The 25,182-nt window shown below is 59.9% G+C and carries 17 protein-coding genes, 1 tRNA gene, 2 rRNA genes, 5 pseudogenes and 1 riboswitch (1 of these 26 cut by a window edge); of the genes and pseudogenes, 8 read left to right on the top strand and 17 right to left on the bottom strand.

Annotated elements, in window-relative coordinates:
• Positions 1-160: 160 nt before the first annotated feature.
• From A6W98_RS20155 to A6W98_RS20820, 4 genes and pseudogenes are all read right to left on the bottom strand, one after another.
• Positions 161-538, bottom strand: a pseudogene (locus A6W98_RS20155) (transposase); the annotation flags it as partial.
• Positions 539-916: 378 nt separating this feature from the next.
• A complete protein-coding gene (locus A6W98_RS03970) occupies positions 917-1,804 on the bottom strand; it encodes an SAM-dependent methyltransferase (protein ID WP_042458169.1) in 888 nt (295 codons plus the stop codon).
• A gap of 24 nt (positions 1,805-1,828) precedes the next feature.
• Positions 1,829-3,829, bottom strand: a complete 2,001-nt coding sequence (locus tag A6W98_RS03965) for a PatA/PatG family cyanobactin maturation protease (RefSeq protein WP_063491304.1) — start codon at positions 3,827-3,829, stop codon at positions 1,829-1,831.
• A 31-nt stretch (positions 3,830-3,860) separates the two neighbouring features.
• Positions 3,861-4,007 (bottom strand): hypothetical protein, encoded by a 147-nt coding sequence (locus A6W98_RS20820; RefSeq protein WP_155734713.1) that lies wholly within the window; start codon positions 4,005-4,007, stop codon positions 3,861-3,863.
• Positions 4,008-4,597: 590 nt separating this feature from the next.
• Between A6W98_RS20820 and A6W98_RS20150 the strand changes: the two are divergent.
• Positions 4,598-5,088, top strand: a pseudogene (locus A6W98_RS20150) (transposase); the annotation flags it as partial.
• A 768-nt stretch (positions 5,089-5,856) separates the two neighbouring features.
• Here the strand turns inward: A6W98_RS20150 and A6W98_RS03950 are convergent.
• On the bottom strand, positions 5,857-7,986 hold the full coding sequence (locus A6W98_RS03950; RefSeq protein ID WP_081251758.1) for a TonB-dependent siderophore receptor: 2,130 nt from the start codon (positions 7,984-7,986) through the stop codon (positions 5,857-5,859).
• Between the two features lie 131 nt (positions 7,987-8,117).
• Between A6W98_RS03950 and A6W98_RS03945 the strand changes: the two genes are divergently transcribed.
• The 4 genes from A6W98_RS03945 to A6W98_RS20145 all read left to right on the top strand — a co-directional run bounded on the left by A6W98_RS03945 (position 8,118) and on the right by A6W98_RS20145 (position 12,069).
• On the top strand, positions 8,118-9,248 hold the full coding sequence (locus A6W98_RS03945) for an ABC transporter substrate-binding protein (RefSeq protein ID WP_063490875.1): 1,131 nt from the start codon (positions 8,118-8,120) through the stop codon (positions 9,246-9,248).
• Between the two features lie 9 nt (positions 9,249-9,257).
• A complete protein-coding gene (locus A6W98_RS03940; protein ID WP_052677909.1) occupies positions 9,258-10,235 on the top strand; it encodes an extracellular solute-binding protein in 978 nt (325 codons plus the stop codon).
• Positions 10,236-10,324: 89 nt separating this feature from the next.
• Positions 10,325-11,299: a FecCD family ABC transporter permease gene (locus A6W98_RS03935; RefSeq protein WP_081252024.1), complete on the top strand. Its 975-nt coding sequence runs from the start codon at positions 10,325-10,327 to the stop codon at positions 11,297-11,299.
• Positions 11,296-12,069: an ABC transporter ATP-binding protein gene (locus A6W98_RS20145; protein ID WP_072071645.1), complete on the top strand. Its 774-nt coding sequence runs from the start codon at positions 11,296-11,298 to the stop codon at positions 12,067-12,069. The genes A6W98_RS03935 and A6W98_RS20145 overlap by 4 nt, the downstream gene beginning before the upstream one ends.
• 353 nt (positions 12,070-12,422) lie before the next feature.
• Here A6W98_RS20145 and A6W98_RS03925 read toward each other — a convergent pair whose 3' ends face one another.
• The 4 genes from A6W98_RS03925 to A6W98_RS03910 all read right to left on the bottom strand — a co-directional run bounded on the left by A6W98_RS03925 (position 12,423) and on the right by A6W98_RS03910 (position 17,946).
• Entirely contained in the window at positions 12,423-13,469 is a 1,047-nt protein-coding gene (locus A6W98_RS03925; protein WP_042458154.1) for a homocysteine S-methyltransferase family protein, read from the bottom strand.
• Positions 13,470-13,589: 120 nt separating this feature from the next.
• A complete protein-coding gene (locus A6W98_RS03920; protein ID WP_042458151.1) occupies positions 13,590-13,892 on the bottom strand; it encodes a hypothetical protein in 303 nt (100 codons plus the stop codon).
• 102 nt (positions 13,893-13,994) lie between these two features.
• Positions 13,995-14,202, bottom strand: a riboswitch (cobalamin riboswitch).
• Positions 14,203-14,641: 439 nt separating this feature from the next.
• Positions 14,642-15,868 carry an MFS transporter gene (locus A6W98_RS03915; RefSeq protein ID WP_052677908.1) on the bottom strand — a complete coding sequence of 409 codons (1,227 nt, stop codon included), beginning with the start codon at positions 15,866-15,868 and terminating at the stop codon, positions 14,642-14,644.
• 2 nt (positions 15,869-15,870) lie between these two features.
• Positions 15,871-17,946, bottom strand: a complete 2,076-nt coding sequence (locus A6W98_RS03910) for a TonB-dependent receptor (protein ID WP_231098359.1) — start codon at positions 17,944-17,946, stop codon at positions 15,871-15,873.
• A gap of 175 nt (positions 17,947-18,121) precedes the next feature.
• On the opposite strand from A6W98_RS03910, the gene A6W98_RS03905 reads away from it, so the two are divergent.
• Complete coding sequence (locus tag A6W98_RS03905; RefSeq protein WP_168161806.1) at positions 18,122-19,069, top strand: helix-turn-helix domain-containing protein; 948 nt, start codon at positions 18,122-18,124, stop codon at positions 19,067-19,069.
• Between the two features lie 383 nt (positions 19,070-19,452).
• On the opposite strand, the pseudogene A6W98_RS22280 reads toward A6W98_RS03905, so the two are convergent.
• Positions 19,453-19,578: pseudogene (locus tag A6W98_RS22280) on the bottom strand (IS3 family transposase); the annotation flags it as partial.
• 66 nt (positions 19,579-19,644) lie between these two features.
• Between A6W98_RS22280 and A6W98_RS21435 the strand changes: the two are divergent.
• Positions 19,645-19,812 (top strand): annotated as a pseudogene (locus A6W98_RS21435) (transposase); the annotation flags it as partial.
• Positions 19,813-19,848: 36 nt separating this feature from the next.
• Here A6W98_RS21435 and A6W98_RS22100 read toward each other — a convergent pair.
• The 4 genes and pseudogenes from A6W98_RS22100 to A6W98_RS20810 form a co-directional block, all read right to left on the bottom strand.
• Positions 19,849-19,950: pseudogene (locus tag A6W98_RS22100) on the bottom strand (hypothetical protein); the annotation flags it as partial.
• A gap of 125 nt (positions 19,951-20,075) precedes the next feature.
• Positions 20,076-20,369, bottom strand: coding sequence for a transposase (locus tag A6W98_RS03900; RefSeq protein ID WP_042458148.1), 294 nt, complete (start codon positions 20,367-20,369; stop codon positions 20,076-20,078).
• 293 nt (positions 20,370-20,662) lie between these two features.
• On the bottom strand, positions 20,663-20,911 hold the full coding sequence (locus A6W98_RS20130; RefSeq protein WP_196760241.1) for a GNAT family N-acetyltransferase: 249 nt from the start codon (positions 20,909-20,911) through the stop codon (positions 20,663-20,665).
• A gap of 188 nt (positions 20,912-21,099) precedes the next feature.
• A complete protein-coding gene (locus A6W98_RS20810; protein ID WP_425600702.1) occupies positions 21,100-21,258 on the bottom strand; it encodes a hypothetical protein in 159 nt (52 codons plus the stop codon).
• Between A6W98_RS20810 and A6W98_RS22275 the strand changes: the two genes are divergently transcribed.
• Complete coding sequence (locus A6W98_RS22275; protein ID WP_414478771.1) at positions 21,257-22,294, top strand: recombinase family protein; 1,038 nt, start codon at positions 21,257-21,259, stop codon at positions 22,292-22,294. The two genes, A6W98_RS20810 and A6W98_RS22275, sit on opposite strands and share 2 nt — an antisense overlap.
• Here A6W98_RS22275 and A6W98_RS03890 read toward each other — a convergent pair.
• From A6W98_RS03890 to A6W98_RS03880, 3 genes are all read right to left on the bottom strand, one after another.
• Positions 22,251-22,327 (bottom strand) — tRNA-Met (locus A6W98_RS03890). The two genes, A6W98_RS22275 and A6W98_RS03890, sit on opposite strands and share 44 nt — an antisense overlap.
• Before the next feature lie 96 nt (positions 22,328-22,423).
• Positions 22,424-22,538: ribosomal RNA gene (gene rrf / locus A6W98_RS03885) — 5S ribosomal RNA — on the bottom strand.
• A gap of 79 nt (positions 22,539-22,617) precedes the next feature.
• Positions 22,618-25,182 (bottom strand): 23S ribosomal RNA (locus A6W98_RS03880); it runs 261 nt beyond the window's last position.

Here is a 25,182-nt window from a genome sequence, read left to right as displayed (position 1 = left end):
TGTAGTTCCTGATCGTGAAATGCGCGTGGATCGTGCTTTCATCGAGGAGAACAACCAGAGCCTCAAGCGCGGTGTTCAGCTCTGCCGCGATGGCTCTAGCGAGGTCCCGGAAGACGGTATCGTGCCGGTCCGGCGGCAGGGTCCCGAACATCTGCGCCGCCTTGTGGCCGGTGCTGTCCACAAGCAGGTGAAGCGCGCCTCTGGAGCCGCGGTACGGGATGGTCATGTTCAGGGTCTTCTGCCGCCGGGACAGGGTGCTGAACTCCGGAACAGCCCAGCCCAAGCCGGACAACTCCAGCAGGCTCGCCACGAAACCGGTGGCCTGGAGGAGCGGCAGCCCGAGGAGGGCCTTGAGGGTCAGGCAGACCTGGATCGCGGCGTCGCTGCAGGCCTGCTGACGGCCACGCCTCCCCGACGGGATGGCCTACCATTGCATCGAGGGATCGAACCAGACGGTCAGTGATCCGCGCTGCCTCAAAGCCCGATTATAGCGACGCCAGTTGGTGGTCTTGTAAGTGGTCTTCGCAGGTCTGCTCATGCCGACTGGGTAGCACGCTACATTCGCGACACGGATCCACACTGCATTTGCGCAACAACGCCCGTCGCACGCATCAACCGCTTCAATGCCCTCTACACCGCCGTGATCGTCCGCGTAGCATGATCCCGAAGGGGAAAAGGGAAGTCACGACTCAAGCCTCCTTTCTGCAACAACGCCGACCAATAGCGCAAAATAGCCGCCCCTCATGCCCTAAGAATACATCTGCAAGGCTTGGGCTTCAGAGTCCGAAAGATTCAGCATCAATCCTCTCCGCCATATGCTGAGACTGAACAACGAGAGATTCCTTCCATTCGAAAATTTCGACCTATTATAAAATCATTTGACCAAATATACGCAACCTCAATCGAGGTGGAAAATTTATTTTTCCTCCGTGGAAGGTTGATCCGAAGAAATATGCATTTTGAAATCCAATCGAAGTTTTCCCTTATGCGCATAGTCGGGCGCACGTGGAACCAGAAGGGAACTTACGAGCTGACGGCCCGGCTGATCGAGATCTTTCAGCTCAATAGTCTCGACCACAGCGTTCACGCCGCTTTCACCTGAGCCGGATGCTGCCTTGACGTGGTGGATCCTGTGATCCGGCGGGTAGAATTTCAGCAAGTGATCCCGCAATTCCGCAACGGTTGTCGTTCTCGCGATTTCAAGATTCCTGCTGGCATCGGGACCACTTTTCACGCCATATACATTGGCCTGTGGCAACAAGAGGTTCGCAGAGGTGTCGGGGACGATTTCCATTGTGACGAAGGCCGTGGCCTCCCAAATCTGAAAGCCGAAAAAGGGCTCGATGTTGAAGCGCGACCAGATGCCGTCAAACGAGGAAACCGTGTTGCTGACATGGGCCCTGAGCCCGCGCGAGGCCGCTTCCTCGAGAATCAAATGCGCCGGCAAAGTGCCAACCATGGCGCTACCATAGGTGGCAAAGACCACCGGTCCGTCTGCCTCTGCCGCATCGAGCAGGGTGTCGACCATTTCCCGATAGGTTACCGAGCGCTTCTTGTCAGGGCCGTAGAGCGGCAGCAGGCTCTCCATTTGCGGTATGCCAAAGGCCGATGCGTCGATGGGTGGCACACCGAAAATGCGCTTGGCCTGCTTCATGACGGCGACGGTCTCGAGCGTGAAATCATTCGGCGCTCGCATACCATATCCCACCAGATACACGTCGGCGACCGGGACGACCAACTCATAAGGAAGCACAACCGTGCCGACCGTGTTCGGATCGCTTTCTGTCGGGGTAGTCCGGTTCATGACTTTCTCCTCCTCTGTGTTCGGTTATTGCGGCGCGGTCCATGTACGGACCTCGCCGAGGGTTACGGGCATTGTGTCGCTGACATCGATAGTGAAGCGGTAGACGCGTCTTGCGCGGCGGCTGTTCTCGGGGTCGAAGAAGCGCAGCTGGACGTCCCAGCAATCGCTGTCGAGACGGCAGAACGGGCTCTTCTCGACGTTGATCGTATCCACGGCCATGCCCCTTGACAGCGCGCTGGCAAAGGTCTGTGCCGCCTGGAACGCGTTCGTTGCCGCGAAATTCAAGGCCCGGTCGCGCGACATCGTACCCAGGTTGCGCAAATCGTAATAGATCTTGGTCAGGAACTCGCGGAGGTTCTCGGTGATGGTGGCGACCTCCGCAGCGCCGTCTCCATGCGCCTGCGCGGCGCTGACCGCGGCCTCCACCAGCTTGTTGACCTCCCAGCCATAAAGCCCGCGGATCTGCTCGATCTCGACGATCGGCACCACCTGTCCGGAATAGAGTTTCACCGACCGCCCGCTCAGCACGCCGGGGATGGCGACGCGCTCGATGTGAGCGGGGTCATCGTCTGCGGCGACCGAGCCGGTCAGCAGGCGGGTGAGCAGGCCGTAGATCTCGGCGGCGAACGAGCCGCTGGCTTCGAGCGCATAGATCGGCGTCAGTTCGAGGTTGAGCGTCCAGATCAGCGAGCGCGCTTCCGACGGGTTGTTCGCGAGATGGTCGACCATCTGGCGGGCATCATAGGGGTTGGGCGGAAGGACGGTGCCGTCGATCTCCTGCGGCGCCATCAGCTGCTTGAACGTGTCGCGCCGCGCCTCGGTGCCGAAATCATAGCCAAGCTCGCCAAGCGCATAGACCCGTTGCCGCATCCCGCCAGGAAGAGATGACAGAATCGGACCGTCGATCATTGCCAGAGGCCCCGATTGTGGAGCATTCGCCTGTTGCGGTGGCTTCGACTGTTCCGAGGCAGCTGTTTCCTGTGCTGATTGCACAACAAGAGCCGCCTCAGGGACAACGCTTTGCTCTGCCGCCGCCACTTCCGCCGCGACGCTCACACCCAATTCAGGATCACCGGACTCCGCGCGCTTTTTACAGCCGCATGCGCTGGCCTCGGCCCCTTCGCCATTCCGAAGCATCTCAGACATAATCCTTGTTGACCTCTCTATGTTTATGGCTCCGCTCAGAAAGCGGTCGCAATATCCGCTTCCGTCAGGCTTGTGCCCGGCTTCGCCTATGTCGCACTTATCTGCAGTGGAGATCAGCAACGCGCCGACACCCAGTGGATCCGGCTTGTGGCCAGCCGCCACCTGCATACTAAGCAGAACGGCCGCGACACCCGAAACGACGGGAGCCGCCATGCTGGAGCCGGTCATCTGAACCAGCCCGCCGCCAGGCTCGGCGCCCAGCAGGTTTTGCCCCGGCGCCAGAATTGCATGGCCTTTATACGCGGCACCCCAATTGCTTTGCGGAAGCGGCAAACCGTCGTCGCCAAGAGCGCCAACCGCAAGAACCGTGGACACTGCCGCGGGAACATGGTTGCAAAAGCAGCCGTTGTTGCCGACCGCAGCCACCACCAGGATATTCTCTTCGCCGCAAAGCCGGAGTGCCCTCCCAAGCGCATCCTCCGGGTCTCCCGACTGTGAAAACTGACCTCCGCTGATATTCACGATATGTGCGCCGTGCTCGACCGCGAGTTCGATTCCACGTGCTATTTCCAGTTGCGAAGAGCGGCGCGTTACGTCGGAAAAAGCCGGAACGTTAATTCCGGAACACCCTGGGGCAATCCCCGGTACCGGCCCTCCCGGTTGTCCGAAAATGAGACTGGCAACATGCGTTCCATGACCAACACTGGTTCCACTCGACAAGTCCTGCCAAACATTGTCCAGACAGGACAGCTGCGCACCGTGAAATACCGGGTGATCAAGGTCGACGAGGCCGTCGACAACGGCCACGCAGATCTCTGGCAAGCCCGTCGACTTTCGCCAAAGCTCCCGCACACCGGCAATTTCTTCGACTTTGACCACAGCGCGCAGCTTTCCTTAGCAATGCCGCAGATCAGGCTTCGTCTTCAAAAGCCAGGATGATCACGACCGTCGTATCGGAGAATTCAGCGCCATCTTCGCCAACAGCCGCGCCGGCATTCACGCGCTTCACCGGAACGGAGAGCTGAGGCTCAACGCTTTCCATCAGATTTTTGGTCATATTTTGCTCCTCAATTGAAATTGATGCACCCTCCGTTTCGAAAGGCGATCATGCTATGTTGAGAGACATCAGGCCAATCTCGAGGCCAGAAAATTTACCGGAAAAGGACCACCGAAAGGCAATCGTCAGCTTCAATGCTCAAGCCGACCTGACGGGTTAAAGGTAACACGCAAAAGGTGTGCGGTCTACAAGTAGTCACGCGAAGGATTTGGACGCATCAGCGAACGGCGATGCGCGTGGAGCCAGGGGCCGAAAAGACTTTGAGGTGGCTATTTGGGGCAATCTTCATTTTCGGACATCAGTCTCTGGATTTATTTATTTCAAGCTTTTGGCCTGTTTCAGGCGTCGCAAGGAGACCTGATCGATGAGCATACCCTATTGGTTGGCTTCTCTGCCCCCAAGGGAGGATTTGGGCCCATAAAGAGGAACGAAACATGAGCCAGAGGACTCACGAATCCGATGAAGTCCCGGCATACTCAGGCGGGTGGAGTTGCTGGTCTGTCAGGCCGATTCGTCGCAGAGGCGTGACGTGCTCCCCTGAACAGTCCGCGGTTTGAGGTTAGCCTGTTCTCCAAACGAGGAGACAGACGATGCGGAAAAGCCGTTTCAGCGAAGAGCAGATCATTGTCATCTTGAAGGAGCATCAGGCCGGGATAGGTGCCAAGGAACTGTGCCGCAAGCACGGCATCAGCGATGGCACCTTCTACAAATGGCGCTCGAAGTATGGCGGCATGGAAGTGTCCGAGGCCAAGAGGCTGAAGGCCCTGGAGACTGAGAACGCCAAGCTGAAGAAGATGCTGGCGGAGCACATGCTCGACGTCGCCACACTCAAGGAAATGCTGGGAATGGGAGCAGGCGAACGCCACGCGTTCGAGTGAGCCTGCGGACGCTTCTGAAGCCCGGTGCTCGGAGACGTGCCGTGGACTGGGCCATGACAGAGAAGAACTATAACCAGCGGAGGGCGTGTGCCTTGGCCGGGCTTGATCCGCGCGTCTATCGGCGAAGGTCAAGCAGGCCGCAGGACCAAGGGCTGCGTCAGCGTTTGAAAGAGTTGTCCGGAGAACGCAGGCGGTTCGGTTATTCGACAGAGCTGCAGCGTGATGCGTCAATCGAAGATCAGATCCGGGCCTACCGCACCCAGACAGATCGCCAGGGATATGAGGTGGTGAAGGTCTATTTCGACCGTGCGGCATCGGGTGCGAGCCTGATGCCGCCGGGGATCCCCGAATTGCGCATCATCGACGATGAACTCTGGCAGGCGGTACGCAGCCGCCAAGGGGCGCTGATTTCCAGAGGAACGCGGGTTCCGGTATGGGACCGGCGGCGGCCGAGGTTCCTGTTCTCGGGCCTGATGCAATGCGGCGGCTGCGGCGGCTGCGGCGGCGGATACGCGAAGGTCAGCCAGGACGCCTCCGGCTGCTCCCGGGCCCGCAACAAGGGCAGCGCCATCTGCACGAACATGCGGACGATCAAGCGCGTGGATCTTGAGCGCAGCGTCCTCGATGCGCTGGAACACCACCTTATGGATCCCGGTCTGGTGGAAGCGTCCTGCAAGGAATACACGGCCGAGCGCAACCGGCTGCAGGACGCGGCCCTGGCCGGTCGAAGCAAGCTGGAAAAGGAACTGGCGCGCGTGAGAGGCGGCCACGCGAAGCTTGTGGACGCGATCATGGCGGGGATCCCCGCGGAGCAGGTAAAGGACCGGATGCTGGCGCTCGATGCGCGGCGCAGGGAGTTGGAGGCGGCGCTTTCCTCGGTCCCGCCCCCGGCCCCGTCCGGTTTCACCCGTCGATGGCGCTGACTTAAGGCAACCGTGATCTGAGCAATTGAACCGCGGCACGATCACTCATCACCATCGGAATCCGAGCGAGGCTGAAACGGTTCGTCGTCCGCCATATTGGCAATACCGGGTGCTCGCGCACTGACCGACATAGGTTTTGTCGAACAGGTTGCTTGCATTGACCCTCAAGCTCAGGCCTGCAAAATCGGGACTCAGGTTCTCGAAATCATAGCGGAGTGAGGCATCGACCAATGTCGTTGCCGGCAGATCCATGCGGTTGGCCGCATCGCCGAAACGCCCGCCGATATAACGCACACCAGCGCCGATTTCCAGGCCAGCCAGCGGACCACCATCCGGGAAGGTGTAGTCGCCCCAGAGGCTTGCTACGTGATCCGGTATCTGAGCCGGAACGTTCCCCAGATAGTCGTTGCTCTGTGTCACCTTGCCGTCCATGTAGGTGTAGCTGGCTTTCACGTTCAAGCTGTCGCTGAGGGCGGCGACACCTTCCAGCTCGATACCCCGTACCCTGGTTTCGCCGGTCTGGACATCGAATCTGGTATTGACGGGATCGGTCGTCGTGACGTTCTGTTGGGTCAGCTCATAGGCGGACAGGGTCACGAAGCCGTCGAAGCCGACCGGCTGATACTTCACGCCGATTTCAAATTGCTCGCCGGTTGTCGGCTTGAAAGCTTCTCCGGCGAAATCGCTGCCGGGTGTCGGCTCGAATGAGGTCGAATAGCTGGCGTAAGGAGCGAGGCCGTTCTCCGCCAGATAGACTACGCCTGCCCGCCACGTGAATTTCTCGTCATCTTGGTCGACGACCGTGTTCGTCAGCCGGTTCCGGGTCGAACTGCTGACGACGTCGTAACGACCGCCGAGCGTGAACGCCCACCGCCCCAACCGCATCTGGTCTTGCAGGTAAAAGCCGGTTTGATGCTGATCTGTCTCTTCACTGCGGGTGGTCGGCGGCATTGAAACCGGCGCGCCGTAAACCGGGTTTTCGATGTCCAGGCTGGAGGCGGCCGCCGTACCGAACCGGAAGGCGGAGTCTATGTATCGGTAATCCAGACCCACCATGAGATCGTGGGAGACACGTCCCGTTGTGAACTCCGCCTCGGCCTGGTTGTCGACAGCGAAGGACTCGAGGGACTGATCGACAAAAGAGCGTTTGCGCGGCATGGTCGTGCCGGCCAGGGCGGCACCGGAATAGCTCACATAACGGTAATCCGCGTCCTGCCTGTCAAAACGAAGGTTTTGCCGGACCGTCCAGACGTCATCGAAGTGATGTTCGAACTCGTAGCCGATCGAGCGCGACGTGCGAATGAATTTGTCGAACGAGGGTTCGCCCGCGTAGAAACTGGTCGGTATCTTTCCGAAGGATGCTGACGTCAGTGTGCCGACCGGCGGCAACACGTTGACTTGGTTCCCAAGGTCCTCACGAAGATAGCTCCCCAGAAGCGTGAAGGTGGTATCGGACGTTGGCGTCCAGCGCAGGGAAGGCGCCAGGTACTGGCGATTGTCCCTGCCGTGATCGGTCTGGGTGCCGCTATCGCGAGCCAGGCCGACCAGCCGGTACTGGAACTTGCCTTCCGCGTCGATTTCTCCGCCGAAGTCGAACGAGCCCTGGCGACGCCCAAAGGTGCCGACCGAGGTGTTGATCTCGCGAATGGTCTCGGACGTCGGCTTCTTGCTGACAAGGTTGACGAGACCGCCCGGAGCATTTTGCCCGTAGAGCACCGAAGACGGTCCCTTCAGCACCTCGATGCGTTCCAGGCCGAACGGTTCCGGCCGTCCCAGGCCCGCGAACCTGCCTTTGCTCAGCTTGAGCCCGTTGAGGTATTGGGCGGAATCGAAGCCGCGGATCAAAGTCTTGTCGTATCGCAGATCGGCGCCACCCCAATAGTCGCCGAGGACGCCGGAATTGTAGCGGATGGCCGCACCGACGGACTGAACCTGGCGCGTTTCCAGCTCGGCCTCGGTGACCACGGAAATGGCTTGCGGTGTCTCGATCAGTGGCGTGGCTGTCTTGGTGGCGGCGCGCGACGTTTCGGCCACATAGCTGTCCGAATCCTCCCCCTCACTTGTCAAGACGACCGGCGGGAGCACGACGACATCATCCTGCGCCCGCGTTTCCGAGGCTGTGGACATGAGGTTCAGACTGGCGATCAAAACAAGAGCGAACGCACGAAAATGACCCACGACACCTCCTAATATACGATAAATTTCAAGGCTTTGCGCCTTTGCCTCAAGCGTGTTGCACCCCCCATAAGAACTATGATTAAAACAGTCAAGATTACAAAGGGCATCGGAAACGCGCGACGATGAGTGACATGGATACGATTACGCGGCGTGGTTTCGTTTGCGGCGCGATGGCGCTTGCGGCCCCGGGTCTTGCCAGGGCGAACCCCGGTATCGTGGTTCGCGATCTCCTGGGCCGTGAGGTCAGGCTTGCGAGGCCGGCCAAGCGCGTCGTGCTGGGGCAAGGGCGTTTTCTCAGCATGATCGGCATGGTTCATCCGGATCCAATCGCAATTCTTGCCGGCTGGGCTGACGATCTGAACAGGACGTTTCCGAACGAGGCCGAAGCATGGAGCAGCCGGTTTCCCGCGCTCAAGTCACTGCCCGTCATCGGCCGGCGAGTCGGCAGCGACTACGCGATCGAAAGGCTGCTGATGCTTCAGCCAGATCTGGTGCTGATCAGCCGTTTCAATGCCGGACCGGTCGACAACGACGGGAGCACGTCCTTCATCCGCAGCCTCACCCAGGCGGGTCTCACTGTCGCGGTGGTCGATTTTGCACAGGATCCGCTGAAGGACACGGTTCCGAGCCTTCGAATCCTCAGCCAGTTGCTCGGGCAGGAAACACGCGGCGAAGACACGATTTCCTTCTACCAGGCGACGCTGAAACGGATCACCGGGGCGTTTGGCGATCGATCCAGAGCCCCCACCGATCTGGTCTTCCACAGCCACGCGGGGGTGATGCCCTGCTGCGCCAGCATCGCACGGGGCAGCTTTGCCGATCTCGCCGCCCTGGTGGGTGGCCACAGTATCGCGGCTGACGTGTTGCCGAAAGCGGTCGGTCCCATCAATCTCGAATACATGCTGACGCGCCAACCTGATGTCTATGTCGCAACCGGCGGACTGAAAGGGGACGCCGCAGGCGGTATCTCCATCGGTGCGAACGTCACCGAAGCCCAAGCGCGCGAAAGCTTGATCCGGATCGTCTCGGATCCCGGCATCGCGGAACTGAACGCGGTGCGCAACAAGCGCGCCTACGCCGTCTGGCATGGTCTCAATGAGACGCCGCTGCATCTGGTTGCTCTCGAAGCACTGGCCGGCTGGCTCAACCCGGGCATCAAGGATGGTTTCGACGCTCGAAAGACGCTCGCCGCATTTCGCAAGCGCTTCCCGTTGCTCCCGCAGGACGGTGTCTACACCGTTGCCCTCGATCTCTCAGCATGAGCGGACCAGATGACCAGCCGTAAGCTTACCGTATATTCCACCCGCCACCGCGAATTCACGCAGTTGTTGGCCGACGGTTTCCGCCAGGAAAGCGGGGTCGAGGTGACGATCCGGGACATCAAGTCCGACGCAGCTCCGCTGATGCAGGAGGAAGGACCTGATTGCCCCGCCGATATCGTGCTCACGGTCGATTTCCGACGGCTCCTGAAACTCGCGGACGCCAACCTTGCACAGCCGGTCAGATCCGGCACGCTTGATCGACTGGTGCCAGCCTACCTGCGCGATCCCGAGGGCCGCTGGTTCGCGCAATCCATGCGCGCGCGCCTCATCTTCGTGGAAAAGTCGCTCGATGTGACGCGTCTCGACTATGACGACCTCACAGACCCGCGCTGGCGCGACCGGATGTTCATCCGGTCGGCTGACCACATGTTCAACACGGGTTTGATTGCCGCCTACCTGGCCCGTTACGGGCAGGAGAAAACCAAAGCCTGGCTGGCGGGCATCGCCGCCAACAACCCGCTGGGCAATGGAGGTGATCGGAACGCCGCGCGGGCGATTGCCGAGGGGCGGGCCTTGATCGGTGTCGCCAATTCCTACTACTTCGGTGAAATGCAAGCTGGCGCAGGTGGTTCGGAGCAGAAGGCCTGGAGCGAAAGCCTGCGGGCCATTGTGCCGACATTCGATGACGGCCGAACCCCGATCAACATAACCGGCGCCGCTGTCGCAACACATGCACCGCATCGCGAAGAGGCCGTCGCCTTCCTGGAGTACCTTGCCGGAGACAATGGCCAGCAGATCTACGCGGACGTCGGCTACGAATACCCTGTTTCGGAGAGGGTCGCTCCGAATCCCATCATCCGCAAGGCCGGTGAACTTCGGCCGGACACCCGCCCCTTCCCGGCTATCGCGGCGTTCAGCGAGACGGCCGAGGCTTATGCCCGGAACAGGCCGTGGAACCAAATTCGCATGAAAGACCCCCTACTTTGAGACATTCTCTGCAGATACCGGCCGCGGCTCGGTCACTCGCTCAAGGTTATGCCAGTTTCGTCAGATACAGGTTTCTGATCCTCATCCTCATGCTTGGGCTGCTGGTCATCGCGTTCATTTGCGATGTCTTCACAGGACCGGCCGCCTTGTCACCCGGCGTCGTGATCACCGGCCTTCTGGATTCCGCCGGGTTGCCGAGTTCGATGCACTACATCCTGTTCAATGTCCGCCTGCCCTATGCGGTGATGGCGATCCTTGTCGGCGCGTCGCTTGGATTGGCGGGCGCGGAAATGCAGACGGTCCTCAACAATCCGCTCGCCAGCCCCTTTACGCTGGGTGTCTCCGCCGCCGCTACCCTCGGGGCCGCTCTGGTTCTGGTGACGGGCCTTTCGGTGAGCTGGCTTCCGCAAGAAGCACTTTTGCCGGCAAGCGCTTTCCTGTTCGCGGCGATGGCCGCACTCCTCATCCACGTGCTCGCGCAAACGCAAGCCAATGGTGCCGACAGCGTGGTCCTGTTCGGTATCGCCCTGGTCTTCGCGATAAACTCTGTTGTGGCCCTGCTGCAATTTCTGGCCGATGCCGACACGCTGCAACAGATCGTATTCTGGGGCATGGGCAGCCTGGGCCGGACGACCTGGCCGAAAATCGCAACCGTGGCAGGCGTTCTGATCGTTGCAGTCCCCCTGTCCTTGCGAAATGTCTGGAAGCTGACTGCTCTTCGTGCTGGCGAGGCACAGGCTGAAAGCCTGGGGATCGATACGAAACGGCTTCGGCTGACAGTAATGTTGCGCGCAAGCCTGTTGGCAGCTGTCGCGGTCTGTTTCGTCGGCACGATCGGTTTCGTCGGCCTTGTCGGGCCGCATATCGCGCGGCTGCTTCTGGGTGAAGACCACCGCTTCTTCCTGCCAGGCGCTGCGTTTGCGGGAGCGCTGATCCTTTCGCTGGCGTCGATCGGGTCCAAGATGGTCATTCCGGGAGTGATAATCCCACTCGGTATCGTCACCTCGATCGTGGGAGTCCCGCTGTTCCTGTCGCTGCTGATCGCCAGGGAGCGTCATGCATGACAGGTCTCGCAATCCACAATCTTTCAGCCGGTTACAGGCGCCGACCGGTGATAGAAAACCTGTCACTCTCATCGGTGGCACCAGGATCACTGGTTGGCCTTCTCGGCCCGAACGCCTCCGGCAAATCGACGCTTCTGCGCGCCATTGCCGGCCTCGGCGCAGGTTCCGGCCGCGTCGAGTTGAACGGCGTGGATCTGGCGGCCGCCGACCACAAGACTCGCGTCGAGACAATCGGTTACCTGCCCCAATCCTTGCCGCCTGCCAGCCCTCTGCTGGCTTACGAAGCGGTGCTGGCCGCCTGCCGCGCGGTCAGGGCGCTGGATACGCCAACCGCGGAACAAACCGTCGAAAACGCATTCTCCGCCCTCGGCATCAGCCATCTCGCACTCGAGCGCATGGATCGGCTGTCGGGAGGACAACGTCAGATGGTTGGCCTTGCTCAAGTCACCGTACGGAACCCGAAGCTTCTGCTGCTTGACGAGCCCACCAGCGCGCTTGATCTGAAATGGCAACTCGCGGTGATTAACGCCGTTAGAGACCTCCTGCGTGAAACCGGCGCCATCGCCATGATCGCCATCCACGATATCAATCTCGCGATCAGGTCCTGTGATCAACTCGCTGTGCTCTCGGAGGGCTCGCTGATCGCTTTCGGCCCCCCGGAAGAGGTGATTTCTTCCCCGGTAATCTCCCGTGCTTACGGGGTCCCCGCTCGTATCGAGCATTGCGCCGCAGGCATCCCATTGGTTCTGGTGGATCACGCAACGCCGTAGGTTGTCGGCTGAAACGCTCGGCGTTCAGTCCCGGCATCTGGTGGATCGGATTGAGGATGTGACCTTCCCCCGCAATCAGGGCCGGGTTGATCCAGGATCTTCCGGTTGGATTTGAGTGTTGAGCGGCAGCGACATTGAGATCCTGCTTGCCCAGATGATACTTCACCGCGACCAGCCGCGGCGGCTCGTGGCTACGACGGAAGGAAAATACTAGGCGGCAGTGATTTCGCCGCGTTGGCCCCGGTCCGAGCGGGTGGCCGTTGAGATTTCGCCGCGTCGGCTTCGCTCATTTCGCCAGGTCATGACCGTCAGGAGGGATCGGCCCGCCGGCAACTGCCGACGGGCCGGCAGGATCAGGCGCGCTCGCCGAGGGCTCGGATGTGGGCGGGCAACCGATCATGGCTGCCATACATGAAATGAGCTTCCATCCGTTCGGAGTAGCGGCTGGCCTCGGTGGTGCGCCCCACGGCCTCGGCCACCTCGCGGATCAGCATCGGATTGGCCCCGCAGCAGACCCCCAGGTAATCGACCCCCATCGCATGGGCCTCGCGGGCGAAGGCGCCGATCTCGTACCGGCTGCATTGAAGCGGATCGAGCGCGGTCGGGAAGGTCCGGCCGTGGGGCGCGGGGCAGGAACAACCGGGATCGGAGAGATTGAAGAAAGTCGGCTCTGCAGGCGTGGTGCGATAGGGAACCGGCAGCGCGCCGACATGGCACGAGACGGCGGCGCGCACTTCCTTGAGCCATGGCAGCATCGTCTCTGGCCCACGGAAGCAGTTCAGCCCGACCACATCGGCGCCGCCCTGTTCGAGCTGCTGGCAGGTTTCAACGATGCCGACGCCATCCATCATCGCGTTCGCGGCCATCGGCGCGATCGTGAGGACCACGGGCAGGCCGCTGGCCTTAGCAACCTCAAGCGCCAGAAGCGCCTCGCCGGCATAGTAGAAGGTCTCGCCCACGATCATGTCGGCGCGTTCCTCGACGGCCCAGCCGACCATCTCCTCGAACATGGCACGAACCTCGGCCTGCTTGCCGGCATCGACGGGGTCCCAGATATTGGTGTTGGAGATGTTGCCGGCCATCAGGTTGCCGGGCTGCATATCCGCGACCTCGCGGGCGATGCGCAGGGCGGCGCGGTTCAGCGGCTCTAGCAGGTATTCCTTGCCGATGACCCGCATCTTTTCGCGGTGGCCGTTGTAGGTGAAGGCCTCGACGATGTCCGAGCCGGCGTGCTGGAAGTCGAGATGGAGCGCGCGCAGTGCCTCCGGGTGATCCAGCGCGACCTCGGGGACGAACTCGCCCGCAGCGAGATAGCCGCGACGTTCCAGCTCGAACAGGAAGCCTTCGGCACAGATGACGGGGCCGGCGTCGAGCGCGGCGGTGAGCGGGTTGGCGGTCATGACCATGATCCTTCTTCAGAAGTGACGACCATCGTTGGGGGAGCGCCGAGTCTGACTGGTCGCGGGCCGCGGTCCGGCGCAATTGATCCTCGGATCGGCGCGGGGCGCGCGCCGACTGTCTCAGAGGCGGGAACGTCGTACAGCTGCGCCTCCGCGCCGTCGCGGTCGGGGCAGGGCAAGATCAAGGCGGCGGAGCGGCTTACGCAGGGAGGCCCGGATCAGTTCGCAGAACACCGCGACGGCCGGTTTCGATCGCTCCAGATCCATGGCCGCGATACAGGCGTAGATCGCCTCGTCCTTGTAGGGCGCGTTGCCGGGCATCGAACCGAGCCATTGCATGTAGCCCAACTGTCCCTGTTCCCGGGCCCGTTCAGGACTTTCGGGCGCCATGATGGGTCCGTTGATCGTGGTGTGAAGATGCATTGCGCCCTCCGCGCGAATGGGGCGGAGTCAACCGGCGGTAGCAATAGTCTCAGGACGGCATGGTCCATCTTATCTGCTCCTCGTCCGGGGCACCCCGCCCGGGTTGGTATCGAACAGATGGCAGGTCTCCTGACTCGCGGGTCGCCGCTCCCCCGATCCTTCCCGGGCCTTGCTGCCCAGTGGTCGCTTCGGGGTCGCTCGCCGCCTACAGTTGCGGGGGCAGTCACGGCGTTGGGCCTAAGCCCGCACCGCGTTCCCTTTTAAGGTTGGCCGGACATACCGGATAACCACCATCTACTGTACCATGTCTGGGTCTCCTTGTCGGATCAATACCGAATATAGCTGGTTCAGTGTCGCGGTCACCTGCAATTGGAATGGGCTATGTTACGCAAATCGGCTTGGAGATTTGTTGCTTGAATCCAGAGTGATAGCTGGGAGGCGTAAGCGACTATTACCGCCGACCTACCAGATCAAGAACTGGCGGGCCTATAGCCACGCCAGGTGGTGGTCTTCGCAGGTCTGCTCATGCCAACTGGCTAGCACCCTGGATTCGCAACATGAATCCATACTGCATTTGCGCAACAACGCCTGTCTCAATGCTTCATTGCAGGACGACCAGTTCGTGGTCTTGTCGTTTTCGGGGGGGGCAACTGCTTATGGTCTCCCCGCTATCGTGCTGGATTCAAGTAGTGACTCCCCAGAGGCGATTTGTGCAACAAAGCCATATGAGCCAGAACCGCTCCAACGCTTCATCCTGCGGCTCGGCTTCGACCGAACCCCACGGCTAGCAACAAAGCCACCGATCCGGCGCCGAGAGCGACACCCAGAACGCCTCCATACCCAATCTGAGCGGCCATGGCCGCACCTGCAGACATGGCCGCAATCGCGGCGAATTGTCCGGACGTAAACTGCAAGGTGAAATCCGTGGCGGCGCTTTGCGGCGCGGCGCGGTCCATCATCATGGTCGCCATCACGACCGAAACCGGATTATAGCACAGGAAATAGGCGATCGCACCAAACGCCGCTGCTTGTGTGAGCCCCCAGGCCGGCAATAGAAGCGCTGCGACACCGGTGATCTGAAGGCCCACCCCCATAACCAGCGCGTCGCGACGACTGAGGCGATGCATGAGCCATCCGCTGATCAGGGCAGCGACGAGACCGGCAATGGAGCCGAACACATTCACCACCAGGCCGATCCGGGCTGGCCCCCATCCCTGATCTACCAAAAGCGGCATCAGAACAGCATAAGCCATTCCGCTCGATGCCGAAACGAGCAGGACTATTCCCAACCAGCACCTCTGTCCCGGCTGCCACCAGAACACCGTCATCCTGCGATAGAGCTTACCCGTCGCATCCCCGTATCTCTGCCAGGCGGGTTCCTCGAAGCCAATGAGCTGAACCGCGGGAATCGCCGTGAGAACCGCAAGGAGTGTCAAACAGCCTTCCCAACCGATCTGGGGGTAGAGCATCAAAATCAGACCGCCTCCCACCATATTTCCCACCAGGCCACCAGCGATCTGCAATCCGTTCCCCAAACCACGGCCGGTCTCTGGCAATAGGCGACATGCCAGCCCATCCACGGCGATGTCCTGGGTCGCGGCCAGTAACGCCACGCCAAGACAGAGCGCATAGACGAGTGGAAAATCGTCGATCACATCGAACCTGCCAATTGCCAGCAGAAGCAAGACCAAAAGTCCCTGCGTCAACAGCAGCCAGCCGCGGAAATGGCCGCCTCGGCCGATCGTGAAGCGATCTATCATCGGAGCCCAGATCAGTTTAAGCGGCCAGATCAGTCCCAGCATGTAGACCAGCCCCAATACATCGAGCTGGGCTCCCTCGGTCCGAAGGATTGCCACCAGGGCGACCACGAAAAAGTTAAGGCCGAGATATTGCGTCGAGTAGAGGCTTGCGAGAAGAGTCCATTGACGCATGCCCAGGACATCGGTGCCACCCTCACACCGCAAATCATCCGCCATGATCAGAACCTGTGCGTCAGGCCGACGGTCACTGCGCGCCCACGGGCGATCCCACCATAACTCGCGCCACTGTCAGGTGCATAGTAGCCGTAAAGCTCGATCTGCTCATCCAGCAGGTTCTCCACGGCGACATAATACTCGGTTTGCCCTTGCGTCAGCTCCAGTCGCATATCGAGCTTGTGATAAGGGTCGAGATCGAAATGGTTCTGTGGGTCAGCTGGGCGGCTCCCGACGAAACTATAGTCAAGCCGCGCGTCAAGAATCGGATTTGCAAGCCCTAGAAACGACTGCACCGTTCGCCTGTAATTCGTCGAGAGATGAGCGGTCCAAGGGGCGACATCGGGCACCTTGTTTCCGGAATTGACATCCCCGTCGCCGATCCCGAATACATTTGAGGTGATTTCGGCATCGACATAGCTCACACCGGCCGAAATGGAAAACGCGGGGCTGGCATGCCAAGTGCCCTGAAGCTCCAGGCCGCGGCTTTTGGTATCGGCATTCAGAGTGCTGACGACATAGGTCACTGAATCGTAGCTCAAAAGGTGATTGTTGTCGACCTGACTGGCGAACAAGGCGCCGTTCAACTCCAGTGCGCCATCCGCGAAAGCAGTCGAAAAACCGACTTCAACAGTGTCGTTCGTTGCACCATGATAGGGGTCGCTATCGGCCGGTTGTGTGGCGTAGATATTATAGCCACCCGGCACATGACCACGCGCGATTTTTGCGTGGAGCGTGGTTGCAGGAAAGACATCCCAGGACAGGCCAAGCTGCCCCGTCAGAAAGTCTTCGCTACGCGAGCGGCTCTCATACACAATCGAGCTGCCGCCGTGATAGGCGCCATCGTAGCTGGACTCCGTCCAGTTTTGCCTCAGCCCGGCACTCAGATCCACCTCGCCCCCCAGAGGGATCGTCACGTTGCCGTAAAGCGCATAGCGTTCACTTTCGAAATCGCGGAACGTCGCGCTGGACGTCCCGTATGTATTTCGCGGCGTATCATAAGACCCATCGAAATGCTCAAAAGAGGCCCCGATGACCCAATCGAATGGGGCCCCTTCCGAGGACGCCCACCGGATGTCCTGATTGAAGACCTTTTCCCGCGCCTCATCGATATTCCAGAACTCTCCCGGTGTGCCATAAAGGGCCTCGTAGAGGATCCGGTCATACGCCGCGACCTCTGTATTATCGCCGGTCAGATAGGAGGTGAGCGAGGTGATCCGGCTCCCCCCGAGATCGTGCGTAATCTGAAGCGATGTGCGATCAATCGACTTTTCGACCTGATCGTAGAGGCCCCGGGGAAGATCAAGCTTGCCGTAGCGATCATAGGGCTTGAGCATGATCAGATTGGGCAATGCCTCTATCTTCTGGTGCTCATATGTCAGCAAGGCCGATGTTCCCTGTTGCCCCTCCCACAGAAGCGAGCCACGGAACGCAAACTCCTTCGGGTCGCTCACCGGCCCGCCCGTCTGCAGGTTTTCCACCCAATGTTCACTGCCAGAATAGCGGAGGGCCACCCGACCGCTCAACGTCTCGGACAACGGCCCACCCACGGCCCCTTCCAGAAGGTACTGCCCCTCCTGTCCGATCTCGCTGCGCAGATATCCTTCCTGCACACGGCTCGGTTTTGCAGTGATCACATTGACAGTCCCGGCCAAAGCCGCAGCGGAGGATTTCGTACCCTGAGGCCCTTTCAGGACCTCGATCCGCTCCGCGTCGAGTGTTCCCAGCGAGATATGCCGCGCGCTCAACGGGCTGCCGTCCAGTGTAAATGTTGCCGCACTGTCATCGAGGCTCATGGGATACATCGACCCGACACCGCGGATGTAGATAGTCGAGAGGTTCGTTCCCCCCGACGAGTTCACACCAATCCCGGGGGTTGCCCGCAGAACATCTTCGAAATTTCGCAACCGCCCCTTTTCGATATCTTCACCCTCATGCACGGAGGAGAAATTGAGGGGATCATCCTGCCCGTTGATTGTGATCGGATCGAGTTGAACAACCCCCAGGAACTCGGATGACACCTGCTCTTGGGCCTTGGCCATGGGGGGCAGGAAGGTGACCGTGCTGATCGTCAGGATCACAACGAGGCCCCGCGGACGGGAATAAGGGCGTGCTGGCAAGTGCATAGGACGTTTCGGGCTCCATGACTGTGATCTCACGCGGGACAAATCAGATCACGCCTTGCCGTGCCGCCCGATTTCGATCAAACACAATCCTGATACAATCAATCAGGTATAATTCCAAATGGGGCAGGCGATGGGACATGCATTTGGGGAGGCGCGTGGTTTCATACCGGTTTCCAAGGCCTTACGTGACACCGGTCTGTTCCACCCCACGCAGGGCCGTCAATGTCGAGCCGTCTTCCTCAAGTTGCAGGACGGGGTAGACCTCCTTTACTGGGCTGGCAGTTTTCAGGGCGGCATGGAGCTGCCGCTGAAAGACGACAGCGACCGTGTCAGCCTGAGCTTCACCACGAATCTCAAGGGCACTGCCTCGCGGAGCTTCACTGACAAGCCAGACGCCGTCCTGCCTGTGCGATGCAACACGGGTTCAATAGAATATCGGCCAGGGCGCAGTGGCATCTACCGGCAGAAGGGGGCGCTCGAGAACCTGACGATCATGGTCGAAAACAACCTGTTCAACCAATGGGTGGATGATGACGACACCGAGCTTGTAGAGCTCACCAAACATGGCGGCTCAAGCGGGGGTTATCTCGGGGGAGAGCTGTCCGCCGTCATTCATATGCTGAACCGCGAGCTTGCATTTCACGATCGTGACCAGCCATCACAACGCCATCCGCTTTGGTTCCAGGCACAGGCGCTATCGATCGCAGGCTTGTTTCTGGAATGTCGGACGCCTTCGCGCGTCGAAAGCGTGAACCCCGATTTGAGACGTCAGCTTTTGCACGCGAGAGATTTGCTTCTGGCGGATTTGAGTGCTGCGCCCAGTATTCCTGCACTTGCGCACGAGGCTGGTCTGAGCGCCCCCTCACTCACACGCGGTTTCAAAAAACTCTTCGGCACGAGCCCCTACAAACTGTTTCAGCGAGAGCGAATGCACGCAGCGCACCATCGACTTTCGATCGGACGCGCTTCTGTAACTACGGTCGCGGCAGATCTCGGCTATATTAATCTCAGCCATTTTTCGGCAGCTTTTCGCAAGGAGTTTGGAGTGTTGCCAAATAAAATGAACCGAAAGGGATGAAAGCATAGACCCGCGTCTGGCCTGTCCGCTGAAAAGTGGTCCTCCCCGAAGTAGGCTTTCGAGCTAAATGGAGGACGAATGAATGGGCCAGAAGAGGGCTGTTATTGCACAATCGAAGAAATCAGCGGCTGCAGCGGCTTGTACGAAGGGTTCCTGCTCGCCAAGCAGCGCAATGTCCGGCCTCGAGAGCCACTCGGCGACGCGAGATCCTTCGATTATACAACAAAGCGCAGAAGAGGCACAAGCCGGAGGAGATCGGCGCGAAGCCTAGGCAGGTCGACTTGCTGGTATCGCAGGGTCGATCAGTGGCGGAGGCGGTGCGGTCCATCGGGGTGACGCAGTTTACCCATTACCGCTGGCGTGCTTGACTTACCACTGAACTTTCATCCAGCCGCGACCGGAGCCCAATTTGTGTTTACGCCGGTTGGCGCAGGTTGAGCAATCGCCCGACGCGCGGAGCTTTCGTCTCGCGCAGCAGGGCGGGCGATTGCGGTGATCTGGGTCCGCGCTTAGGGTCAGGGCCCATTGATTTGGTTCGGCGTGCATGATTCACCGTTCGAAAACGAGTGGTGACCATGTCTGATCTTTTCTGGTTGAGCGACGCACAGATGGCACGTCTGGAGCCTTACTTTCCGAAGTCGCATGGCAAGCCCAGAGTTGATGATCGACGTGCTCTGAGTGGCATTATCTTCATCAATCGCAACGGCTTGCGGTGGCGCGAAACCCCAAGGGAGTATGGCCCCCACAGTTGTAGGGGACCGTGGCCCCAGCCGCCGGATGCGCTTTACGTTCACGGCATGGCCCTCGTTCTGTAGGTGCCAAGTCATCTGCTGGACGCCGTAGAACGGCGTTTCCAGGAATTGCCGGTCGATCAGTTGCATAAGCGCCAGGTTCACTGCGGTCTCGCCCTGCGGTGTGTAGTAGAACGACGACCGCGAGATCGACAGCGGGCGGCATTGCTCACCGACCGACAGCGTGGGCTGAGAGCGTTCGATCATCCCGCGCCTCACTTGCCGGTCCAGGGCTTGAGCTTTCGTGACAAAAAATCGTTGGCGACTGCCAGTTCCCCGATCTTGGCGTGCAGCGACCGCGCCGTCTCGCCGTCGACCTCTGCCTTCTTCTTTCCGCCGCGTTCAAAGATGTCCGACGCCCCCTCGAGCAGCGCCTTCTTCCATTGATGGATCATGGTCGGATGCACGCCGTATTCCGCGGCCAGCTCCGACACGGTGCGCTCGCCCTTCACGGCTTCCAGCGCCACGCGAGCCTTGAAGCCCGCGTCATGGTTCCTGCGTTTCGACATGCTCCGATCTCCTCGTTCTTGGAGACCAGCAGACGTCAGATCGTAGCTTACATCACTGTCCGATTCTCGGGGAGGAGCTCATACCTCCAAATCAGAGGTGACGGCAAAGGCTCGGAGCGGACCTGCGGCGGTGCAGCATGGCCTTGGAGCGCCTCGGGCCGCCCGCTCGGGCGCGCTCTGCCGATAGCCGCCGTTCGACACCTCAAGCCCGCGCCGTCCGAGGATCACGGAAGCGGCCGTTCATCGCGGTTGCAGCATGCCCTGTAGACGCCAAGGGACGGAGTGGGCTCCCATTACAGTCCCTGGCGATCCTCCCACTCGGCTTTCAATATTGCATAGATGAACTCATCGCCCCAAGTGCCGTCGAACCGGTCGTTCTGTAGAAGGTGGGCTTCGCGACGAAACCTCAGCCTCTCGACCACACCGACAGAACCTGCATTGAGCGGATCTAGGCGTCGATGATGAGCCGACACATAGACCGGATACAAATCAGCGATATCTGCAGCCACGCCAAAAGCTCTTGCGAACAGCAGTCGGCACATACATTCCCGCCCTTCGTAGCAGGGCAGATCGTCATGCTGCGCCGGACGTGAACGGTATCGCCACCGTGACACCCGCCATCTGCAGCCTTCAGTCAAAGCGGCAGCTATGGTCTTGGCCGACCTAAAGGGCCCGCTCTTGGCGGGCCCTTTCTGATTGCTTTGCTGACTCTGTCCCTTGCAGAGGGCGATCACGCGGGGACGATCACACCCGGCAGATTGTTGTTCAGCATGGTTTCGCTCGGCTGGAAGTGGATGACCGACCGGATCGACTTGCCGGCGTGCAGCAGGTCGAACGCCGTGTTGATCTGCTCATGCGTCATGTTGTGGGTGATGTAGGGATCGACCATCCACGGGAACCGCGAACGCGGCACCGGCATCCTGAACAACGAGCTCTACGTGGGCAGGCAGGTCTGGAACCGGCAGAGCTATGCCAAGGACCCGATGACCGGCAAGCGGGTCAGCCGGATGAACCCGGAAGAGGAGTGGGAGATCACGGAGGTCCCCGAACTGCGCATCGTCGACGATGAGCTCTGGCAGGCGGTACGTAGCCGCCAAGGGGCGCTGATTTCCAAGGGGACGCGGGTTCCGGTATGGGACCGGCGGCGGCCGAGGTTCCTGTTCTCGGGCCTGATGCAATGCGGCTGCTGCGGCGGCGGATTCGCAAAGGTCAGCCAGGACGCCTTTGGCTGCTCGCGGGCCCGCAACAAGGGCAGCGCGATCTGCACCAACATGCGGACGATCAAGCGCGTGGATCTGGAGCGCCGGGTCCTGGATGCGCTGGAACACCACCTGATGGATCCCGGTCTGGTGGAAGCGTTCTGCAAGGAATACACGGCTGAGCGCAACCGGCTGCAGGACGCGGCCCTGGCCGGTCGAGGCAACCTGGAAAAGGAGCTGGCGCGCGTGAGAGGCAGCCACGCAAAGCTTGTGGACGCGATCGTGGCCGGGATCCCGGCGGAGCAGGTAAAGGACCGGATGCTGGCGCTCGATGCGCGGCGCAGAGAGTTGGAGGCGGCGCTTTCCTCGGCCCCGGCCTCCGGCCCCGTCCGGTTTCATCCGTCTATGGCGCTGACTTACCGGGACCGGGTGGGCGCACTGATCCGCGGTCTCGGGGACGCCGCGGGGATGGAAGAGGCGAAGGAGGCGCTTCGGGCGCTTGTGGACCGGATCGTTCTGACACCGGCTGCGGAGGGGGAAGGCCTGACGATCGAGCTTCACGGGGCGCTGGCGGGTCTTCTGCGTCTTGCGACAGGTGCGGAGGCCCTGACGCCGCCGACAACGGCCGGCACCCCGGAAGGGGATCGGCTGGAAGGCATTGATAGTCTTGGAGAATTAGTGTTGGTTGCGGGGGTAGGATTTGAACCTACGACCTTCAGGTTATGAGCCTGACGAGCTACCGGGCTGCTCCACCCCGCGCCAATTCTGCGCTTGGCGAGAGCCATGCGCGTCCGTCCCATGTCTTTTTGATATAGGGACGGAACATCGAACAGAGAGTTATATGGCTCTTTCTAGGTTTGGCGGCGACCTACTCTCCCACGTCTTGAGACGCAGTACCATCGGCGCGACGGCACTTAACGGCCGGGTTCGGAATGGAGCCGGGTGTTTTGCTCGTGCTATGACCACCAAACCGAGGAAGAGCCATTCTCCAAGTCGCGTACACTGGGGTTGTGTTGCTGATGACCAGCATAGCTTGGCTATTACTGGATCAAATCAAGCCTATCGGACAATTAGTACCGGTCAACTGAACGCATTGCTGCGCTTACATCTCCGGCCTATCGACGTGGTGGTCTACCACGGTCCTCAAGGGATACCTTGTTTTGAGGGGGGCTTCCCGCTTAGATGCCTTCAGCGGTTATCCTGTCCGATCATAGCTACCCTGCACTGCCGTTGGCACGACAACAGGTCCACCAGTGGATCGTTCACCCCGGTCCTCTCGTACTAGGGGCAACTCCTCTCAAGTATCCTACACCCACGGAAGATAGGGACCGAACTGTCTCACGACGTTCTAAACCCAGCTCACGTACCTCTTTAAACGGCGAACAGCCGTACCCTTGGGACCTGCTCCAGCCCCAGGATGAGATGAGCCGACATCGAGGTGCCAAACACTGCCGTCGATATGGACTCTTGGGCAGTATCAGCCTGTTATCCCCGGCGTACCTTTTATCCGTTGAGCGATGGCCCTTCCACTCGGGACCACCGGATCACTATGGCCGACTTTCGTCTCTGCTCGACTTGTCAGTCTTGCAGTCAGGCTGGCTTCTGCCATTGCACTCAACGAGCGATTTCCGACCGCTCTGAGCCAACCTTCGCGCGCCTCCGTTACTATTTGGGAGGCGACCGCCCCAGTCAAACTACCCGCCACACAGGGTCCCGGATCCGGATAACGGACCGCGGTTAGACATCAAGCAGGAGAAGGGTGGTATCTCAAGGGAGGCTCCGCCAGAACTGGCGTCCTGGTTTCAAAGCCTACCACCTATCCTGCACATCGCATGCCTGATGCCAGTGTGAAGCTGTAGTGAAGGTGCACGGGGTCTTTCCGTCTAACCGCGGGAAGCCTGCATCTTGACAGGCAATTCAATTTCGCTGAGTCGATGTTGGAGACAGCGGGGAAGTCGTTACGCCATTCGTGCAGGTCGGAACTTACCCGACAAGGAATTTCGCTACCTTAGGACCGTTATAGTTACGGCCGCCGTTTACCGGGGCTTCAATTCGAGGCTTGCACCTCTCCTTTTAACCTTCCGGCACCGGGCAGGCGTCAGACCCTATACGTCGTCTTGCGACTTCGCAGAGCCCTGTGTTTTTAGTAAACAGTCGCCACCCCCTAGTTTGTGCCCCCGGCCCATGGTTGCCCACGAACCGGGCCTCCTTCTCGCGAACTTACGGAGGCATTTTGCCGAGTTCCTTCAACATCGTTCTCTCAAGCGCCTTGGTATGCTCTACCAGTCCACCTGTGTCGGTTTAGGGTACGGTCTGATGGAGGGCTATTTCCAGGAACCGCTCAGCGGCAAGACCAATCCGATAAGGTCTCACCACACCTGCGATCCGTCACATCCTCCTGGCCCACGAATATTAACGTGGTTCCCATCGGCTACGCTTTTCAGCCTCGCCTTAGGGGCCGGCTTACCCTGCTCAGATTAGCTTTAAGCAGGAACCCTTGGACTTTCGGCGTGAGGGTCTCTCACCCTCATTGTCGCTACTCATGTCATCATTCTCGCTAGTGATCGCTCCACCGGTGCCTCACAGCCCGGCTTCACAGCCAAACCCGTTCCTCCAATCCGCCCGAGGGCGGTAAGGAGGAGTGGGTTTTTTCACACTACGCTCCGCTACCACTGCATATGCAGTCCTAAGCTTCGGCTCGTGGCTTGAGCCCCGTTACATCTTCGCCGCAGGACAACTTATTTAGACCAGTGAGCTGTTACGCTATCTTTAAAGGATGGCTGCTTCTAAGCCAACCTCCTGGTTGTTTTGGTCGTCCCACCTGCTTTCCCACTTAGCCACGAATTGGGGGCCTTAGCTGTAGGTCAGGGTTGTTTCCCTCTCCACGACGGACGTTAGCACCCGCCGTGTGTCTGCCATCTAGTACTCCCGGGTATTCGGAGTTTGGTTAGGATCAGTAAGCCTGTGGGGCCCCATTACCCATCCAGTGCTCTACCCCCCGGGGTATTCGGATGACGCGCTACCTAAATAGCTTTCGCGGAGAACCAGCTATCTCCGAGTTTGATTGGCCTTTCACCCCTAGGCACAACTCATCCCGACCTTTTTCAACAGGTGTGGGTTCGGACCTCCAGTTAGTGTTACCTAACCTTCATCCTGGTCATGCCTAGATCACTCGGTTTCGGGTCTGATCCCACGAACTCGACGCCCATTTAAGACTCGCTTTCGCTGCGCCTACACCTATCGGCTTAAGCTTGCACGTGAGACCAAGTCGATGACCCATTATACAAAAGGTACGCCGTCAGGACTCGAGGTCCCTCCGACTGCTTGTAGGCGTTCGGTTTCAGGTACTGTTTCACTCCCCTCGTCGGGGTGCTTTTCACCTTTCCCTCACGGTACTGGTTCGCTATCGGTCAGCAAGGAGTACTTAGCCTTCGAGGGTGGTCCCCCGATCTTCAGACAGGATTTCACGTGTCCCGCCCTACTTAATACGTCCGATCATGCTTCCCATACGGGACTGTCACCCACTATGGTCAGTCTTTCCAGACTGTTCTGGTCACATTCACGGCTCGGCTGGTCCCCGTTCGCTCGCCACTACTAGGGGAGTATCTGTTGAT

Source organism: Rhodovulum sulfidophilum DSM 1374 (genome assembly GCF_001633165.1).
In the GTDB taxonomy this organism is placed as follows: Bacteria; Pseudomonadota; Alphaproteobacteria; order Rhodobacterales; family Rhodobacteraceae; genus Rhodovulum; species Rhodovulum sulfidophilum.
Note: the sequence above shows the minus strand (reverse complement) of the source record. Positions and strands in the feature narration are given on the sequence as shown.

Coding starts and splice junctions, on each gene's coding strand:
- A6W98_RS20145 (WP_072071645.1), top strand. CDS start 11,296: ATGACAGGTCTCGCAATCCACAATCTTTCAGCCGGTTACAGGCGCCGA.
- A6W98_RS03915 (WP_052677908.1), bottom strand. CDS start 15,868: ATGGCGGATGATTTGCGGTGTGAGGGTGGCACCGATGTCCTGGGCATG.
- A6W98_RS20820 (WP_155734713.1), bottom strand. CDS start 4,007: ATGACCAAAAATCTGATGGAAAGCGTTGAGCCTCAGCTCTCCGTTCCG.
- A6W98_RS03970 (WP_042458169.1), bottom strand. CDS start 1,804: ATGAACCGGACTACCCCGACAGAAAGCGATCCGAACACGGTCGGCACG.
- A6W98_RS03920 (WP_042458151.1), bottom strand. CDS start 13,892: ATGCATCTTCACACCACGATCAACGGACCCATCATGGCGCCCGAAAGT.
- A6W98_RS20130 (WP_196760241.1), bottom strand. CDS start 20,911: ATGTGCCGACTGCTGTTCGCAAGAGCTTTTGGCGTGGCTGCAGATATC.
- A6W98_RS03940 (WP_052677909.1), top strand. CDS start 9,258: ATGACCAGCCGTAAGCTTACCGTATATTCCACCCGCCACCGCGAATTC.
- A6W98_RS03925 (WP_042458154.1), bottom strand. CDS start 13,469: ATGACCGCCAACCCGCTCACCGCCGCGCTCGACGCCGGCCCCGTCATC.
- A6W98_RS03905 (WP_168161806.1), top strand. CDS start 18,122: ATGGGACATGCATTTGGGGAGGCGCGTGGTTTCATACCGGTTTCCAAG.
- A6W98_RS20810 (WP_425600702.1), bottom strand. CDS start 21,258: ATGGTCGATCCCTACATCACCCACAACATGACGCATGAGCAGATCAAC.
- A6W98_RS03945 (WP_063490875.1), top strand. CDS start 8,118: ATGGATACGATTACGCGGCGTGGTTTCGTTTGCGGCGCGATGGCGCTT.
- A6W98_RS03900 (WP_042458148.1), bottom strand. CDS start 20,369: ATGTCGAAACGCAGGAACCATGACGCGGGCTTCAAGGCTCGCGTGGCG.
- A6W98_RS03935 (WP_081252024.1), top strand. CDS start 10,325: ATGCTTGGGCTGCTGGTCATCGCGTTCATTTGCGATGTCTTCACAGGA.